Annotated in this window: 15 protein-coding genes and 1 tRNA gene; 11 read left to right on the forward strand and 5 right to left on the reverse strand. The window is 54.9% G+C overall.

What is annotated here, in order from left to right:
• On the forward strand, positions 1-618 hold a 618-nt coding region (locus VI895_02015; protein HLG18574.1), incomplete at its 5' end, for an ATP-binding protein.
• Positions 619-620: 2 nt separating this feature from the next.
• Here the strand turns inward: VI895_02015 and VI895_02020 are convergent.
• The 3 genes from VI895_02020 to VI895_02030 are packed head-to-tail and all read right to left on the reverse strand — an operon-like array spanning position 621 to position 6,397.
• Positions 621-1,223 carry an RlmE family RNA methyltransferase gene (locus tag VI895_02020; protein HLG18575.1) on the reverse strand — a complete coding sequence of 201 codons (603 nt, stop codon included), beginning with the start codon at positions 1,221-1,223 and terminating at the stop codon, positions 621-623.
• Positions 1,220-5,782 carry a hypothetical protein gene (locus VI895_02025; GenBank protein HLG18576.1) on the reverse strand — a complete coding sequence of 1,521 codons (4,563 nt, stop codon included), beginning with the start codon at positions 5,780-5,782 and terminating at the stop codon, positions 1,220-1,222. Before VI895_02025 ends, VI895_02020 begins: the two co-directional genes overlap by 4 nt.
• 3 nt (positions 5,783-5,785) lie before the next feature.
• Positions 5,786-6,397, reverse strand: coding sequence for a hypothetical protein (locus VI895_02030; GenBank protein HLG18577.1), 612 nt, complete (start codon positions 6,395-6,397; stop codon positions 5,786-5,788).
• A gap of 87 nt (positions 6,398-6,484) precedes the next feature.
• Between VI895_02030 and VI895_02035 the strand changes: the two genes are divergently transcribed.
• The 10 genes from VI895_02035 (at position 6,485) to thpR (ending at position 14,607) form a co-directional block, all read left to right on the forward strand.
• Positions 6,485-6,559 (forward strand) — tRNA-Gly (locus VI895_02035).
• A 304-nt stretch (positions 6,560-6,863) separates the two neighbouring features.
• The gene (locus tag VI895_02040; protein HLG18578.1) at positions 6,864-7,046 is read left to right on the forward strand and encodes a CopG family transcriptional regulator; all 183 of its coding nucleotides are present in this window, start codon (positions 6,864-6,866) and stop codon (positions 7,044-7,046) included.
• 56 nt (positions 7,047-7,102) lie between these two features.
• Positions 7,103-9,775 carry an aconitate hydratase AcnA gene (gene acnA / locus VI895_02045; GenBank protein HLG18579.1) on the forward strand — a complete coding sequence of 891 codons (2,673 nt, stop codon included), beginning with the start codon at positions 7,103-7,105 and terminating at the stop codon, positions 9,773-9,775.
• Positions 9,776-9,859: 84 nt separating this feature from the next.
• Entirely contained in the window at positions 9,860-10,402 is a 543-nt protein-coding gene (locus VI895_02050) for a hypothetical protein (protein ID HLG18580.1), read from the forward strand.
• Positions 10,403-10,455: 53 nt separating this feature from the next.
• Positions 10,456-10,878, forward strand: a complete 423-nt coding sequence (locus VI895_02055) for an archease (GenBank protein HLG18581.1) — start codon at positions 10,456-10,458, stop codon at positions 10,876-10,878.
• Between the two features lie 173 nt (positions 10,879-11,051).
• On the forward strand, positions 11,052-12,509 hold the full coding sequence (locus tag VI895_02060; GenBank protein ID HLG18582.1) for an RtcB family protein: 1,458 nt from the start codon (positions 11,052-11,054) through the stop codon (positions 12,507-12,509).
• 243 nt (positions 12,510-12,752) lie between these two features.
• The gene (locus tag VI895_02065) at positions 12,753-13,325 is read left to right on the forward strand and encodes a DUF6036 family nucleotidyltransferase (GenBank protein ID HLG18583.1); all 573 of its coding nucleotides are present in this window, start codon (positions 12,753-12,755) and stop codon (positions 13,323-13,325) included.
• Positions 13,326-13,486: 161 nt separating this feature from the next.
• Positions 13,487-13,747, forward strand: coding sequence for a toxin (locus VI895_02070; GenBank protein HLG18584.1), 261 nt, complete (start codon positions 13,487-13,489; stop codon positions 13,745-13,747).
• Positions 13,744-13,995 (forward strand): hypothetical protein, encoded by a 252-nt coding sequence (locus VI895_02075; protein HLG18585.1) that lies wholly within the window; start codon positions 13,744-13,746, stop codon positions 13,993-13,995. The genes VI895_02070 and VI895_02075 overlap by 4 nt, the downstream gene beginning before the upstream one ends.
• Positions 13,996-14,028: 33 nt before the next feature.
• Positions 14,029-14,607 (forward strand): RNA 2',3'-cyclic phosphodiesterase, encoded by a 579-nt coding sequence (gene thpR, locus VI895_02080; GenBank protein ID HLG18586.1) that lies wholly within the window; start codon positions 14,029-14,031, stop codon positions 14,605-14,607.
• On the opposite strand, the gene VI895_02085 is transcribed toward thpR, so the two are convergent.
• Positions 14,597-15,094, reverse strand: coding sequence for a hypothetical protein (locus VI895_02085; protein HLG18587.1), 498 nt, complete (start codon positions 15,092-15,094; stop codon positions 14,597-14,599). The genes thpR and VI895_02085 overlap by 11 nt on opposite strands.
• A 1-nt stretch (position 15,095) precedes the next feature.
• A partial coding sequence (locus VI895_02090) for a hypothetical protein (protein ID HLG18588.1) occupies positions 15,096-15,735 on the reverse strand: 640 nt, incomplete at its 5' end.

Consider the following 15,735-nt stretch of genomic DNA (forward strand, 5'->3'; position numbering starts at 1 on the left):
ATCGAGGGCATTGTGGAAAGTCTGCTGAACGACAAAACTTTTGAACCAACGACGATACGCAAAGAATTGCGCGGCGTTCTCAATTCGACGGAAGATTTAACTCGATTTGTCTCCCGCATACTCCACCTGGCGAAGGTGGAGCGCCCCGAATATCAGCTTCGGATCGCCAGCCGAGACGTCAATCCGATCGTCGAGCGAATTTTGGAAACCCACCAGGCGCTCGCCAAAGAAAAAAACATCTCGATGGAAGCTCATTTGGAACCGCTCTTCCCCGTCTCGATGGACGCCGAATTAATTCAAGAGTCGATCGCAAATCTCGTCGAAAACGCGATCAAGTACACGCAAGAGGGCGGACGGGTCTCCATCTCCACGCAGGAAGTCGGGGACTGGGTTCAGGTGAATGTGTCGGACAACGGTCCCGGCATCGCCGCGGAAGACCGAGATAAAATTTTCTCTAAATTTTATCGAGGGGTGGACGTGAAAAACAAGGGGATCCGGGGCAGCGGCCTCGGCCTGTATCTCGTAAAATACTTCGTTGAATTGCACGGCGGGACGATTGAGGTGTCGAATAACCCGGATGGAGGCACGGCGTTCACCATCAACCTCCTTCGTAAATAGATTTACGCGCCTCGCCCAGGACGAAAATTCAGAGCCACAAAAAAGACCTCCCGACTTTCGGAACGGGAAGCTTTCGGCTTTTGAGACTTCACGAATTCGAAATGCATCTCCATTTGTTTTTGAAACTCGGTCCCATGGGCGCCTTGGTACATTTTGCACACAAATGTGCCTCCACGGGCGAGAACGGACACCGCAATCGTGAGGGCACAACACGAAAGCTCGAACGAACGCTCATGGTCGCCGGCGGGGTCCCCTGTGGTGCGCGGCGCGACGTCACTTAATACAACATCGTATTCCTTGGCCTTCTCCGTGACTCGATCCGTGTCGATCCTGCAGATATCCGATTGCACGAACTCGACTTGCGGGGAGGCGACGTCGGCACGGAGAGCATTTACGTCCACGGCTACGATGAAACCCTTTTCACCCACGCGCGAGGAGGCGTACTGCAGCCACGAGCCGGGCGCGGCCCCAAGATCCAGAACGCGCTGACTCGGCTTCAGAATCTTGTACTTTCGATCCAACTCCTGAAGCTTATAAATAGAGCGGGCTTCAAATCCTTCGCGTTTCGCTTTCCGATAAAAGGAATCGGGTCGGCGCGGGGTCACCAGTTGACCCCGAACCAGATATTAATCGAATCACCGCCGAGAAACCCTTGGGAGAATCGAAATACAAGGCCGAATATCGTCGGCACGTTCACGAAGTATCCGACGGAATAATCGATATCCATCTTGTCCTCATTGTACCAAGCCGCGCCGACATCCCCGTAAATCCCGCCGCGAATATCAAAGTAGCGAGTGAAGAAACCGAACACTTGATCGAGCGGGTCGAAGAACTTCGCTCCCAAGATATCGAAGATCGGAACCCGGAGATCCTCGCTGGCGACCCAATAATTTTGCCCCTCCAGATCGTCGAATCCGAATCCGCGAAACGACACGTTTCCACCCAAGAGAAAGACGTTCATCAAATCTCCCTGGCTCGTTCCTCCGACGATCCGATGGGCAAAACCGAAACGCGGAAGAATCTCGTTGTACACGCGAAAATCAAGGTTCGCGTCGATCGACGCCAGGCCCAGACTCCCCGTATCCAGACCTGTTTCCGTTCGGAAAAAGAAACGGCTGCCGCTGACCGGACCGTGTTGATCCCAGATCGTGACATCGTAGGAGTACACGGCGCCCCCTTTGATGATGTAAAACGCCCGATTTTCCATCTCGGGCGTCACGAACTTCAGCGTGTCGATCCTCTGGCGGCCGTATTCCTGAATTTCGAACTGGGAAAACAGCGTCACGGACCGGTACCGGTCCAGGATGAAGAACTTCGCCGCTTCAAACCCGTAATCCTGGATCTCTTCGCTGGAATTGTAACGGAACGAATAACTCATCTGCTTCACCAGATCGACGTAACTGACCGACGCAAACCGGTCGCTGGAAAGGAATGCGGCGTTGACAAAGAGGCCGACATCGCTGAAGAGGTTGTCGGCGAAGCCGCTGACGAAAAAGCGGAAATCTCGGCCGTCAAAAGCGGCCGCCGCGGTCAACGATTGAAGCTTGAATTTCGTCCGAGCGGGCTGTCCTTCCAGAATGGACGGCGTGAGCCCGGGCTCCCAGATCTCCGGTTGATATGTTTTGAGAGAAGGTTTCGGAAATGCCTGCGCCCGAATTTGATCGTCTTTCACTTCCGGGTGGATAACGTCAAATCCATCCAGGACATGAGCCTCAGCCTTCCCCGGCTTGGCGATCGGTGCTTCCTTTAGGATCCAACCCTTTTCGTCCTGTCCCGCCCAAACCAGATTTTTACCAAAGACTCTGGGGTCGATTTCGTCTCGTTTTTCGCGCGAAAGCAGTTGAGATTTTCGCGTCGGTCGATCGTATTCGAACAGTTGAAAGCGATCCCCCGTCAGCGAACTATAAAATATCTTTTGATTCTTAATCGCATATCCGGCGGTCGGTCCTGCAATCGTCTCCACCGACTTCGGATCGGGCCGATACAAAAATAATTCACGCTCGCTTTCCAAAAGAAACGATCGATCCGAAAGAAGCTCTCCTTTTTGGAGCGGATCGAAGCGAGAACGAACCCCTTTCTTCCACGCCCAGTCTTCTTCCTTTTCCGGTCCGGCGGGGACTTCCGAAAACGTAAGATAGCCCCCGCGGAAGGCTACGCGACCGTACTGGATACCGCTTCCCGAAAGATCGACCGGATCCGCTTTTCCAAACGGGTACAGCAAAAGCTTTTCCGGGATTCCCGATTTGCCGGCCGGGCGAACGCGGAGCGCGATGTCTCCCGTCTCTCGATCGATCGCCGCCGTGACAACCCTCTCTCTTTTGCCATGGTTGAGGGCCAACCGCGACGGGACCTCCTTCCCGCCGCCGTATTGATGCTGAATCCAATCTTCCCCTCCCACCGTGAAAATAAGGAGAGAGTTGTCGTGCAAAAAATCAAAGGCGACGTTCCCCGGATCCCACGATCCAAGCCCGCGTACCGTGGTTTCTCGGTCTTCCGTGGCCGGCCGGAAATAAATCGTGTGCCCCCGAAGCCATGCGAACCGGCTCTTATCCGGAGACACGCGAAAATGCCCTACGCCAAAGTCGATCTCCTCATATTTCTTCTTCCGGCCGTCGTACAGTTGAAGAACCAGGTCACGAAACGGTTCCTCGCCGATGGCGAGCAGAATCTTTTCGTCGGTCAGGAACACCACCCATTGAAGCTGATCGGAAAGATCCTCAAGCGGCCCGCTCTCAATTTCCTCCAATTCCTTTGTGTCGAAATGATAGATGACGACGCCGACATCCGGTTTGTCCTGAAACTTCTCGTAATCGGTCGCCAATCGATTGTTGACCAAAACGAGTGCTTCCTTCCCATCCGCTCCGACCCATACCCGGATAATGGGCCTGCCCGAGAGTCGATCTCCAATCAACGTATTTAAAGTGTCCGGAAATCGCTTCCGGGCGACCATGGTGGAGTCGAGCGATTCCAATGCCCCACTTTCTTTTGAACCCATGACGAAAAAATGTTGGCGATCATCCAGCTCGACCTTCTTGGATCCCGGCATTCCCCTTTCCGTATTGAACAGAAGCTGTCCTTCTAATTTCGCGACGCTTTGAACGGTAAACGGGTACTGCTCGTACCCGATGACTCCTTTGCCTTCCAAAAACTGCAGGCCGTCCGGCAACGGCGTGGCTGAAGGCGGCGGCGTTGGCGAGGGTTGTGGCTCCAAGCGAGCGAATCCGTCATGAAACGAAACCACGTGGGAAGGCCCACTTGGAAGCTCCAATGCGAGGCGCTTTTCCGCCGTCGGGAGAGGCGCCGCATAAATCGTCGGCGACATCCGCTTGAAACCGTTGAACAGCAGGCTATTCCCCTGACCGAATGCGGGATGGAGGGCTCCCACTTTCATTTTCGTCAGGCGCCACTTCTCCCCCGAAGAGAGATCCATCTGAAACAGGTCGAACGTCGTGTCCGGATCCGCGACAAATAGAATGAACTTCCCGTCCGGGGAGAACCGGGGTTCTTCTTCTCGAATTTCTTGGGTCTCGGTAATCGGTTTCATCACCCGGCCGTCGAGATTGAGAAGATAGAGGTTGCGATCAAAATGAACTCTTTCGCTCGTGCGATCCTCCTCCCGCGAGAAAACCAATTCATTCCGTACGGGAGAATAATCGAGCCCCGAATAGTGCATTTGCCCCGTGGTCAGCGGTTCCAAACGGCCCGAAACCCGGTCGTACCGATAGATATTCGAAAACCCGGCGGCATATCCGATGAAAGCGATTTTGCTCTCTCCTACGAAAACAGGATCGGAGAGCAGCGGAAGGTCGGAGAACCCGTACTCCGCCTCATCTCCGAGTTTGAATTTGCGCCGCTCTTCATCGAAGCTGTAAGGAACGACCCGCAAGACATCCCGCGCCGAACGTTTGATGACGTATACAATGTTGCGATCGTCGATCGAAGCGCCTTTACTGAAGTAGCCGAGCGATTCGTTGTGCATTCGGCGGTCGGAAACGACTTTCTTTCGAACCAATTTTCGCCCTGGCGTGTAATGGTTCACGTAAATCGCGTTCCGCGGCCCGGAAGCTCCACCGGAAAGAAAGAACGGGCCATGGCTATCCAAGAGGACCCTTTTCTTATCCACGACCTTCGATTCGTCGATTAGATCTTTCCGCGTCAGCAGGTCGCCGTATCGTTTGCCGAGAGCGGAGAAGACTTTGTTGTCGAGTTCCTCGGGCGTCATTCCCAGGGATTGTTTCAGGTTTTCCTCAAAATCTTTTGAGGCGGCGTTGTCGTAAATCTTCCGAAATCCCTCTTCGCCGTACTCGTCCCAAATCAGGTTCGCCGTGAAATTTCCCTGCTTGTACATGAGCCAACTCCCCTGGATCTGCCAAAGGTCGTCCAAGTGAAAATAGAACCCGTTCACGAAGGCGTCGCGAATCGTCATCTCCGCCTCTGCGTCCCACTTGATCGAATTCGTCTCCGCCGAGCCTTCGATAAACCAAAGGGGAAGTTTGCGGGCGCTCTTGGCGATTTGATAGACGTGGGTTCCTTCGTGTTTTGAAACGTGCGCGAACTTCTGTTTCTCCCCTTCAAATGGGAAGGTTACCCGGCGCCAGGCAAACAATTCCGTCAGCCCGCCCAGCGATTCCGGAATCGGGCCTTCCACGATATGCGTCTGCTCGAAGTCGCGGCGAGTTTGGTAATAAATAATCGGAATCTTCTTAATGAAACGGTTTTCCACGCCGAAAATCCGGTTGTTCCGCTCGTGTTCCTCTTCGAGGTACTGAACCAGCTGCTGGAGCACCGCCTCTCCGGCCGAGTACGTATAGAAATCGAAGTGCGCCGACTCAAACCGTTTCCACTGGAATTCCGTATACGACGGCTTTTTTTTCCCCCAATAGGGGATGGGGAGAAACATCGTCCGACGCTCCCTCCCGGTCGTCGGAAAGATGATCCGGATAAAATCCTCGATCAGATCACTCCCCTGCGCGTACCCGCCTCGGATACGAAGGGCATCGTCGTAGCGAAGAAGATCCATCGGCATCCCTGCCGTGGACTCGGCTTCGATCAGCTCTTTAAACGTCGGGGGTGGCTCGTCGTTGAGCGATACCGTTTCTCCCCCGTCTCCCGCATAAGCCGTGGGGAGGGAAAGCAGGAATCCGATCAGCAGAGCCCTTTTCACAGGTTAACGGCTGCGCAATTTTGCCTGGGTAAGTTTCTCGATGTTCCAATGGACCGGGATCTGGGTCGGCAGACCGCTCTTCTCAAAAACGACGTGCCCCTCACGAACGCCGTACTCAAACAGTTTCTTCGTGACCTCGACGTCTTTCTTGCAATATTCCCGGACCAAATCCAGGCGCCCCTCTTTGACCCAGCGAAGAGATTGAAGCCCGTCGGCGCTCTTGGTCTCCCCTAAGGTCGCCTTTGCCAAAGAATCGAGTTTCAAACGAAACCCAAGCACGTTCTCGATCTCGAGCAGCATGTCGAGATTGGGCAACGCGATGAGATTTGTGTCCGAATATCCCGAAAGAACCTTGTAGTCGAAACGAACGTGGTTGAAGCCCACGATGAGATCCGCACGGCGCAGATGATTCACGAGTGACGGGACGTCCTTCTCCTCATACACATGATATTGCCCGTCCGAAGTGTCATAACAGACGCCGCAAGCCATCCCCATTCGTTGAACGTTCGACCACCCCCCCACTTCGTCGGCCCCGCGAAGCGTTTCCAAGTCAAAAACGACAACCCGGGGGGATTGTTTGGGCGCGCCCAGGGGAAGTGAAAACTGCTCGGTCATGCGGAACGAATACTAACATAGCTTTCGCGCCAAGTACCCAGGAACGCTGGATTTTGGGGGAGGAGCGTGGTAACGGAAAACCCCGAAGCGGGAGTAATTCAGCGGTAGAATGCCAGCTTCCCAAGCTGGACGTCACGGGTTCGAGCCCCGTCTCCCGCTCCACGGTGGGTCTTTTTTCCGCGCCGCTGCGTTCTCGGCGGTTCGAAATCCTCACGATGAACCCCATATCGCTCCGGTTTCTCACCGCCTGCGGCCTTGCGGCGCGAAAAAAATCCTCCACCTTACTGGCAGATTGGCCGTCGTCTCGCGGGCAAAAACCTGCACCTTACTTGCTGAGTGGGAGATGGGCGAGAACCCACGTCATCGCGAGGTCAGTACCCCCAGGCGATTTGACAGTGGATCATAACATTTGGTTATTGTTATCCTGGTTCAAACGCAGGTAAGCGTGGGAAAAACAGAATTCTAAATGGCCAAGAGGGACGAGCGCAGGAAGAGGATCTCCTTGGCCGAACTTCTTCGCCGATCTCTTCGTCTCCTTCTTACGTCCAAGCGAACAACCCCCTGGATGCGTTACCAAGGCTTGGTGGAGTCGGGGGACCCACAGTCCAGTCAACACATAGACGAAGTCATCTATGGCCGGAAAGACTAACGCCTGCCGTGGCGCCGCCTTGCCCCCGCAAGGCGATGCTCTATACTCTCGCCTCCATGCTCAAGAGCAAAGATTCCTTTGGGGCCCGTTCCACAATCAAGGTCGGCCAGCGCTCGTTCGAGATCTTCCGCCTTTCGGCTCTCGAGAACAAAAGCCTGCGGTTATCGGCTCTCCCCTTTTCACTCAAAATTCTCTTGGAAAACCTTCTTCGGAACGAGAACGGCGTTTCGATCACCGCCGACGATGTTGAAGCGCTCTGCCGGTGGGACCCCACGGCGACGCCGTCCAAGGAGATCGCGTTTGTACCGGCCCGTGTGCTGCTTCAGGATTTCACCGGCGTTCCCGTGGTGGTCGACCTCGCGGCGATGCGCGACGCGATCCAGCGGATGGGGGGAGATCCGGGGAAAATTAATCCCCTCCAACCGGTCGAGCTGGTCATCGACCATTCCGTTCAAGTGGACATGTTCGGATCCGCCGGCGCCCTTGCTCAAAATTCAAAAATCGAATTTGACCGGAATCAGGAACGCTATGGTTTTCTCCGCTGGGGACAAAAAGCTTTTCAGAACTTCCGCGTCGTCCCACCCAGCACGGGAATCGTCCACCAAGTGAATCTGGAATATCTCGCCCGCGTTGTCATGGCGGCGGAAGATGGCGGTCGGGCCAGCCTTTACCCCGATACGGTCGTGGGTACCGATTCACACACGACGATGATCAACGGTCTGGGTGTCCTGGGATGGGGAGTCGGCGGCATCGAGGCCGAGGCGGCGATGCTGGGCCAACCGGTCTCCATGCTGATCCCTCAAGTGGTGGAATTTCGTTTGACGGGCCGCCTTCCGGAGGGAGCCACGGCGACGGACGCTGTTTTGCGCGTCACCGAAATGCTGCGGAAAAAGAACGTCGTCGGAAAATTCGTGGAGTTTTGCGGCCCCGGCCTGGCCGAGCTTCCCCTGGCCGATCGCGCCACGATCGCCAACATGGCGCCGGAATATGGAGCGACCTGCGGCATCTTCCCGGTTGACCGCAATACTTTGGAATACTTGCGCCTCACCGGCCGATCGAACGAGGACGTCGGCCGGGTCGAAGCTTATATGAAGGAGCAACAGCTTTTCGAAACCGGGAACCATCCGGATGTGCGCTTCTCCGACACGGTGGAACTGGATCTCGGCACTGTGGAGGCGAGCCTGGCCGGGCCGAAACGGCCGCAAGATCGCGTGACACTCAAGAATGTAAAAAAATCCTTTCTAAGCGCTCTCGCCGAGTTTGATAAATTAAAAACCGTTCCGGAGGATGGGGAGGTCGGAAACGGATCGGTGGTCATTGCCGCGATCACAAGCTGCACCAACACATCCAATCCGTCGGTCATGATGGGGGCGGGAATTTTGGCCAGAAAAGCGGTTGAACGGGGCTTGAGGTCAAAGCCCTGGGTGAAAACAAGCCTGGCTCCCGGTTCCAAAACCGTGACCGACTACCTCAAGGACGCGGAGCTTTTGAAACCGCTCGAAACGTTGAACTTTCACGTGGTCGGGTACGGCTGCACGACCTGTATCGGGAACAGCGGCCCCTTGCCTCCGGAAATCTCCAAGACGATTGAACGGAGCAATCTACTCGCCGTATCTGTTTTGAGCGGGAACCGGAACTTCGAAGGGCGCGTCCATCCGGAAGTCCGTGCTAACTATCTCGCTTCACCGCCGCTGGTCGTCGCTTACGCCCTTGTAGGTCGGATCGACGTCGATCTGACAAAAGAGCCGATCGGAACCGACACAAAAGGCAAGCCGGTCTATCTCCGGGAGATTTGGCCGACACAAAAAGAGGTTCAAGAAGCCATCGGACGTTCCGTCCGCTCGGAGATGTTTCGCAAAAGTTATGAAAGCGTCTTTGAAGGGGACAAAAACTGGCAGTCGATCCCGGCGCCGGCCGGAGATACGTTTCAGTGGGATAAGATATCCACGTACGTCAAACACCCCCCCTACTTCGAGGGCTTCTCACGCACGCCCAAGGCGGTTGAAGACATCGTGGAAGCGCGCGTACTGGCTCTCCTCGGCGATAGTGTCACGACGGATCATATTTCGCCGGCGGGTTCGATCCAGCCGAACAGCCCGGCGGGTCTATATCTTAGGACGCAAGGCGTTGACGTGAAGGACTTCAATTCCTACGGCTCGCGGCGGGGAAATCATGAAGTCATGATGCGGGGAACGTTCGCCAATGTCCGCTTGCGGAACCGGCTGGTTCCCGGCGTGGAGGGGGGCATGACGTTCCACCTGCCTGATAAGACCCAGATGTCGATCTATGACGCCGCGATGAAGTATCAAGCCGAGAACGTTCCGCTGATCATCTTGGCCGGAAAGGAATACGGCTCGGGATCCTCCCGCGACTGGGCGGCGAAAGGTGTGGCACTTCTGGGTGTGAAAGCGGTCATCGCCGAGAGTTTCGAACGAATTCACCGAAGCAATCTGATTGGAATGGGCGTCCTCCCCCTCGAATTCAAGCCGGGAGAGTCCTTCTCGAAACTTGAACTCACCGGACTTGAGCGTTTCACGGTTGCGGAACTCAAAGAACTCCTCGACCAGAAACATCGGAGTGATCTGGAATTGGCCGTGCACTACAAGAAAGAAAACGGACAGGAGGGGGTGTTCAACACTCGGGTCCGTCTCGACACGCCGCAAGAGGTTGCGTACTACCAGCACGGCGGAATTCTGCCGTTCGTTCTGCGCCAACTCCTGCGAGATTAGCGTTTTGAATTCTTTGATTTTCTGAATGATTCGGAATAACGTTCGGCGTTAAGAACCGTAACCCCTGAGGAGGAGGCAACAACCATGAAGAAATTGATTTTTGTATTGGGAGCGATGGCTCTGCTCTCGCCACCCAGTTACGCGGACACCGGGACAACCACCACAAAGATGTCTGGCGGTGTCGACTTTGCCATGCCGTACGTCCTGAGCGCGGACGGGAACAAAGTCAACGAGCGCGGGAATTTCAACATCGGCGTGGACGGCCGGTATTGGATCACGGAAAACATCAACGCCGGAATGCGCGTGAATTTCGATGTGGAAGAAAGGACGCCCGGCTCACGACAATTCGCCATGGCTCCAGGCGCACAGTATCACTGGATGACGACGGAGCGCTTCAGCCCGTTCGCCCGATTCGATCTGCCCATCCTTCTGCTCAATAAGCCAGAGCAGGATATCGGCGTGTCGCTCGGCGGCGGCGTAGCTTGGAATCTCGGTGACGCCATCGGCGTGCAGAACCTGTTGGTGCGTTATGACTTCGCCTTCAACTGGTTCTTCGGCCTCGGCAATGCCACAAACAACGTAATCGCTCTCGATCTATTCAAGATCGGTTTCGATTACAGGTTCTAAAGAGAACCGTTTTTGAGTTAAAAGGGAGACGGGAAACCGTCTCCCTTTTTTTTATGCCGAAAGAACGTTACCGAGTCGTCGAACACACCGCGGACATCGGAATCGAAGCCTTCGGCCTTACGCTCCCGGAACTCTTCGCGAACGCCGCGTGGGGACTCACCGACACGCTCACGGACGCGGCGGCCGTTCGAGAGTGCGAATCGCGTGAAATCCAAGTTTCCGCCCAGGACCGATCCGAACTCCTCATCGCGTGGCTTTCAGAGCTTCTTTACCTCTTTGACACGGAACGGAAACTCTTTTGCCGATCTGAGATTCTAAACCTCACGACCAACGCACTGCACGCCCGCGTACACGGGGAAACCTTTGATCCCGTCCGCCACGCCATCCGGCACGACGTAAAAGCCGTCACGTACCACGGCATTGAGATTCAAGGCCGACCGGGGTCATGGAAAGCCACGGTCATTTTCGATATATGAATTTAGTGTCTCGAGTCCGACATATCTTGACGGTCGGACGCCGTTGCATCCCCGCTGGCTGTGTTGCTCCTCCTCGGAGTATAGCCTTGCAAGTACACCTTCGTCGTCGCGCCTTGCCATCCGGGCGCAGCGGCGTCCTTTGTTGTCAAGCTATCTCGGACCCGAGACACTAGGTGCCCGAGACTCTTTCCAATCTCCGCGTTGAGCGGATCGACGAATACCGATTCCGGATTCCCAAGCAGGGCGGAATGCGTGTGGATGGAATCGTCTTCGCCGACGACCGCCTCATGCAGTCGCTCCGGCAAGATCAGGCCCTGCAACAGGTGGCCAACGTGGCCCATCTTCCTGGAATTGTAGGGCATTCGTTCGCCATGCCCGACATTCACTGGGGCTATGGATTCCCGATCGGCGGCGTCGCGGCGTTCGATCCAAAAGACGGCGTCGTCTCTCCCGGAGGGGTCGGTTACGACATCAACTGCGGCGTCCGCCTCCTTCGAACGCAGATCACCCGGGAAGAGGTCACACCTCACTTAAAGAGTCTCGTGCACGCTCTGTTCGACAATGTCCCGACCGGTGTCGGAAGCCACCGGCGCGATTTCAAAGTCGGTGACAAGGATTACGTCAAATTGTTGAGCGAGGGTGCCGGGTGGGTGGTGAAGCAAGGGAGAGGCCGAAAGGAAGATCTTCTCCACATCGAAAAATCGGGCTGCATTCCCGGCGCGGATCCCGAGAAAATCAGCGACCGGGCCAAAGAACGGGGCAAGAATCAGCTCGGGTCGCTCGGTTCGGGAAATCATTTTCTCGAGATCCAGTACGTCGCGGATGTTTACGACGAAAAGATCGCGAACGTTCTGGGTCTGTTTCGCAATCAAGTCACGATATCGGTTCACACCGGCTCGCGGGGGTTCGGCTATCAGGTCTGCGACGACTATCTGAAAACGATGCTCCAGGCCGCCCGGAAATACGGAATCGAATTGCCGGACCGGCAGCTCTGTTGCGCGCCGATCAAGTCCGAGGAAGGGCGTTCGTATCTCGCCGCGATGGCGGGCGCCGCGAATTTCGCCTTCGCGAACCGGCAAATGATCACGCATTACGTCCGCGAAACGTTCGAACGTCAGCTGAACAAGGGGCCGAACGAACTTGCGATCGACGTCGTCTACGACGTCTGCCACAACATCGCCACGTTCGAGAAACACCAAGCGAACGGAACCGAAAAAGAACTTTGCGTGCATCGCAAGGGAGCTACCCGCGCGTTTCCACCCCACCATCCGCTGACGCCGGAAGCGTACCAAGAAGTCGGCCAGCCGGTCCTGATACCGGGCGACATGGGCCGGTATTCGTTCGTTCTCGTCGGGACGGAGAAAGCGTTTCAAGAAACCTTCGGCAGCACGTGCCATGGAGCGGGCCGCCTCATGAGCCGAACCCAAGCGAAGAAAATCTCGCGCGGGCGGCCCATCGTCCGAGAAATGGAAGACCAAGGAATTTTCGTCCAGTCGGCCGGCATGGCGACGCTACAGGAAGAGATTCCCGAGGCGTACAAGGATGTCGAAGATGTCGTCCGCGTCGTAGCTGGTGCCGGCTTGAGCCGAAAAGTCGCGCGCTTGAGGCCGATTGGAGTCGTCAAAGGGTAGCCATAGATTTCCTGGTATAATGCCCACATACATGGATCGTGCACTCGCCAAGAGATGGGTCGCAAACTTTGTGGCGGCTCGCCAAAAATCGAGGGAAGTTGTTCGACATAAGAAATTTCCTCCTCATGTACTGATTGCGCAAGCCATCGAACTGTGGAACTTCGTCGCACGCTTACATCCAAAACTTCTTGACGCTGACGCGGATCCGTTGCGAAATCAGGACGTGAAATATGTTCGGAAACAATGGCTGCGCCTAAAAAACTCGAACAAGCGCTCCTCGACCTAACGAAAGCTCTGGAAGAGCTTCGTCCGCCCGGCGTGGTCATCGGCGGAATCGCTGTAATCGCGAGCGGATTCGCTCGGCTGACCCGGGATCTTGATGCAACCTTTTGGTTGAACGGGGACGTGGAAGAAGCCATCGACCACTTCAAAAGACATCGCATCGTTCCCAGGATCAAACATGCCGCTGAATTCGCACGGACGAAGAATGTCCTCTTGATGCAGCATAAGACTACTCATTTTCCCATCGATCTGTCGATCGCTATGCTCCCTTTTGAACAGGGAGTGATCGCCCACCCGCGAAAAATCACATACAAGGGGTTCTCTTTACGGATACCTCATCTCACCGATCTGCTTGTTTACAAACTGGTCGCCCATCGCCCGCAGGATCTCCAGGACGCCGAGGAGCTCTTGAATCTCTCCAGGCAGGACGTCGACGTAAGGCGCGCAAGCAAGACCCTGCGTGAATTTGCGAGGATACTGGAGCGGCCCGAGCTGATTGATGCTTGGAAGAAGATGCTCAAAAGCTTCCGCTGATGCTCCGCCTGTTCGTCGCCGTACTGCTACCCGACTCCCTCAAGCAAGCCATCGCTGAAGCCATCGAACCACTCCGAAAAGATCGAGCAGCACGTCAGGCCGATTGGGGTCGTCAAGGGATAACACAACTTGTATATACAATCGTATTCCAGTAGAATGTCATGAAGAGCCTCCGTTGGAGTCTGTTAAAGAGCGGAAGGCTCAAAAAGGCGCGAGGTGCGTCCTTCGAGGAGATCCTTGAAGCGAAGCTGATTGCGGTGAAACAACACCCGAAGAAGGCACATCAGAACATCATGTTATTTGAATACAAAGGATATATCTGGGTTGTTCCCTACGTTGAGACCACCACCGAGATCTTTTTGAAGACGCTTTATCCGAGCCGGAATTACACAAAGAAATATAAGCGAGGAGAGATCGAATGAGGCGACCTAAATTGACTCGGAACGAAAGTGCGGTTGAGAACGCTTTGCTCAAAGGCGAATACGCGGATGTCATTAGATCTGAAATGGAGGCAATCTCTCGAGCGATTGCGACTCGGAAAAAAGATGCGGTGTTACACATTCGAATCAATAGCCTGGACCTTCGGAACATCAAAGAAAAAGCGAAGCGATTGGGCGTGAAGTATCAGTCGTTTATCGCTGAATTCTTGCATCGCGTTGCCCAAAATTGAAGAAGCGGTTTTCACAGTAACGCCGGAAATTTGATGCTTCGTCTTTTCGTCGCCGTTCTGATTCCGGAAAACGTGAAGCAAGTAATTGCTGCTGCGATCGAACCGCTTCGACAGGAACGGGACACTTCATGCCTTCGATGGTCGCGGCCGGAGCAAATTCATTTCACGCTCAAGTTCCTGGGCGGTGTGCCGGAGAGTCAACTCGATAACATCAAGGCCGCTCTCCAGAAACAATTGCGAGAAGCGACCGGCTTCACGCTTCAACCCAACGGCGTTGGATCATTTGGGAACCGTCGTTTTGTGCGAGCGGTTTGGGTTGGTCTCGACGGCGAAGCCGCCAAACTTGTTGAACTCGCCGAAAACATCGAACAAGCACTCAATCCATTGGGCTATCCAAGAGAAAAGAAATGCTTTGCACCCCACCTCACGATCGCCCGCGTCCAACGAGATGCCAATATCAAACAACACGACGCACTACGAAGTGTCCTTGAGCAATTCACTCCACCCAAATTGCCTGCGTTCACGGTCGATCGCGTGTCATTGATGCAATCGACATTAAATCCCAAGGGATCGATATACGAAGAGATTGCCAAATTTCCGCTCAAAATTTGAATTGAACCCCCGCATATCCGCCGTCGGGCATCACGGAAACTACTGGCTGCAAGGACTGCAGAAGAGAAGCTTTTTGCCGAATACGATCGTTATGTTTTTTCACACCGCCGATACCACCGACTCCATCCCAAACCAGCGTCGCAAAATAGGGAATCCCCGTGACGAGCATCAAGTCTGTTGTGCTCACTTCGCAGCGACTTTCCCCAATGACACAATCGCCCCCGGAGGCTGCATGGGCAATCAACAAGTAAAATGGAATGGCAAAGGGCATCCCCAATAAGAAACTTGCGATACCTTGTCCGGGCTTGTCCGCATAAAACAATGCATCTCCGGGAATAGGGTCGAGTGCCAAAATCCACCCGACCGTCTCTGATTTTAATTTTGACGTGCTTTCTTCGGCCAAGGCCACGCTCGGAAGAGAAACAAGGCTCGTTAACATTGCGAGGATGGCCAGATGAGACCTAAAGTTTTTCATACGTTCCTCCACGTTAAAACGCCTTTCCAAAACTGAGCAATGGAATGCCCAGCGGCGCGACCGAATAAAAATCGCCCGCTCCGGGGAAGATCGGAGCGATGAAACCGACCTCGCCGAACCATCCGCCGTCGCTGAAGAACCGGAGCGAATAAAGAATGGCCCACACTTTCCCGAACGAGCTTTCGCCATGAAGTTTGTTCATCGATATCGCTTCCAGATTGAACTTCGCATGCTCTGAAATTTGAGCACTCGCTCCCAAGGTGGGAAACAAACCTACATGGCTCTTATTGTTGAATTGGGCTCCGTATGTCAGTACTGAAACGTTTAAGGAATAGCGCGCATCCCCGTACGTGATGATCGGTCCGCCGCCGTAATACAAAAGGGAGTGGTCATTGTTTGAGGCAATAACGCTGAATCCGCCCAATTGAGCGGTCACACCCGCATGAAGTTTGTCGGCGATGGGCGTCACCGCTCGTAGCACCGGACCTCCCCCGAACACTCCGAACGGCGGAATAAGTTGGACTCCAACGCTGATGTTTTCGTTTGGGGCGTAATCCACTTCCCAGAAGCCTAAATCCATCACCGTCAACCGGACTTCTTTCGGTCGGTTGGGAAGGGCGTTGGGGCCGTAAATGACGCGCGTGGCCGCCGGG

Source organism: Bdellovibrionota bacterium, from assembly GCA_035292885.1.
Taxonomy (GTDB): domain Bacteria; phylum Bdellovibrionota_G; class JALEGL01; order JALEGL01; family DATDPG01; genus DATDPG01.

Coding starts and splice junctions, on each gene's coding strand:
- VI895_02065 (HLG18583.1), top strand. CDS start 12,753: ATGGCTGCGCCTAAAAAACTCGAACAAGCGCTCCTCGACCTAACGAAA.
- thpR (HLG18586.1), top strand. CDS start 14,029: ATGCTTCGTCTTTTCGTCGCCGTTCTGATTCCGGAAAACGTGAAGCAA.
- VI895_02050 (HLG18580.1), top strand. CDS start 9,860: ATGAAGAAATTGATTTTTGTATTGGGAGCGATGGCTCTGCTCTCGCCA.
- VI895_02030 (HLG18577.1), bottom strand. CDS start 6,397: ATGACCGAGCAGTTTTCACTTCCCCTGGGCGCGCCCAAACAATCCCCC.
- acnA (HLG18579.1), top strand. CDS start 7,103: ATGCTCAAGAGCAAAGATTCCTTTGGGGCCCGTTCCACAATCAAGGTC.
- VI895_02040 (HLG18578.1), top strand. CDS start 6,864: ATGGCCAAGAGGGACGAGCGCAGGAAGAGGATCTCCTTGGCCGAACTT.
- VI895_02075 (HLG18585.1), top strand. CDS start 13,744: ATGAGGCGACCTAAATTGACTCGGAACGAAAGTGCGGTTGAGAACGCT.
- VI895_02070 (HLG18584.1), top strand. CDS start 13,487: ATGAAGAGCCTCCGTTGGAGTCTGTTAAAGAGCGGAAGGCTCAAAAAG.
- VI895_02055 (HLG18581.1), top strand. CDS start 10,456: ATGCCGAAAGAACGTTACCGAGTCGTCGAACACACCGCGGACATCGGA.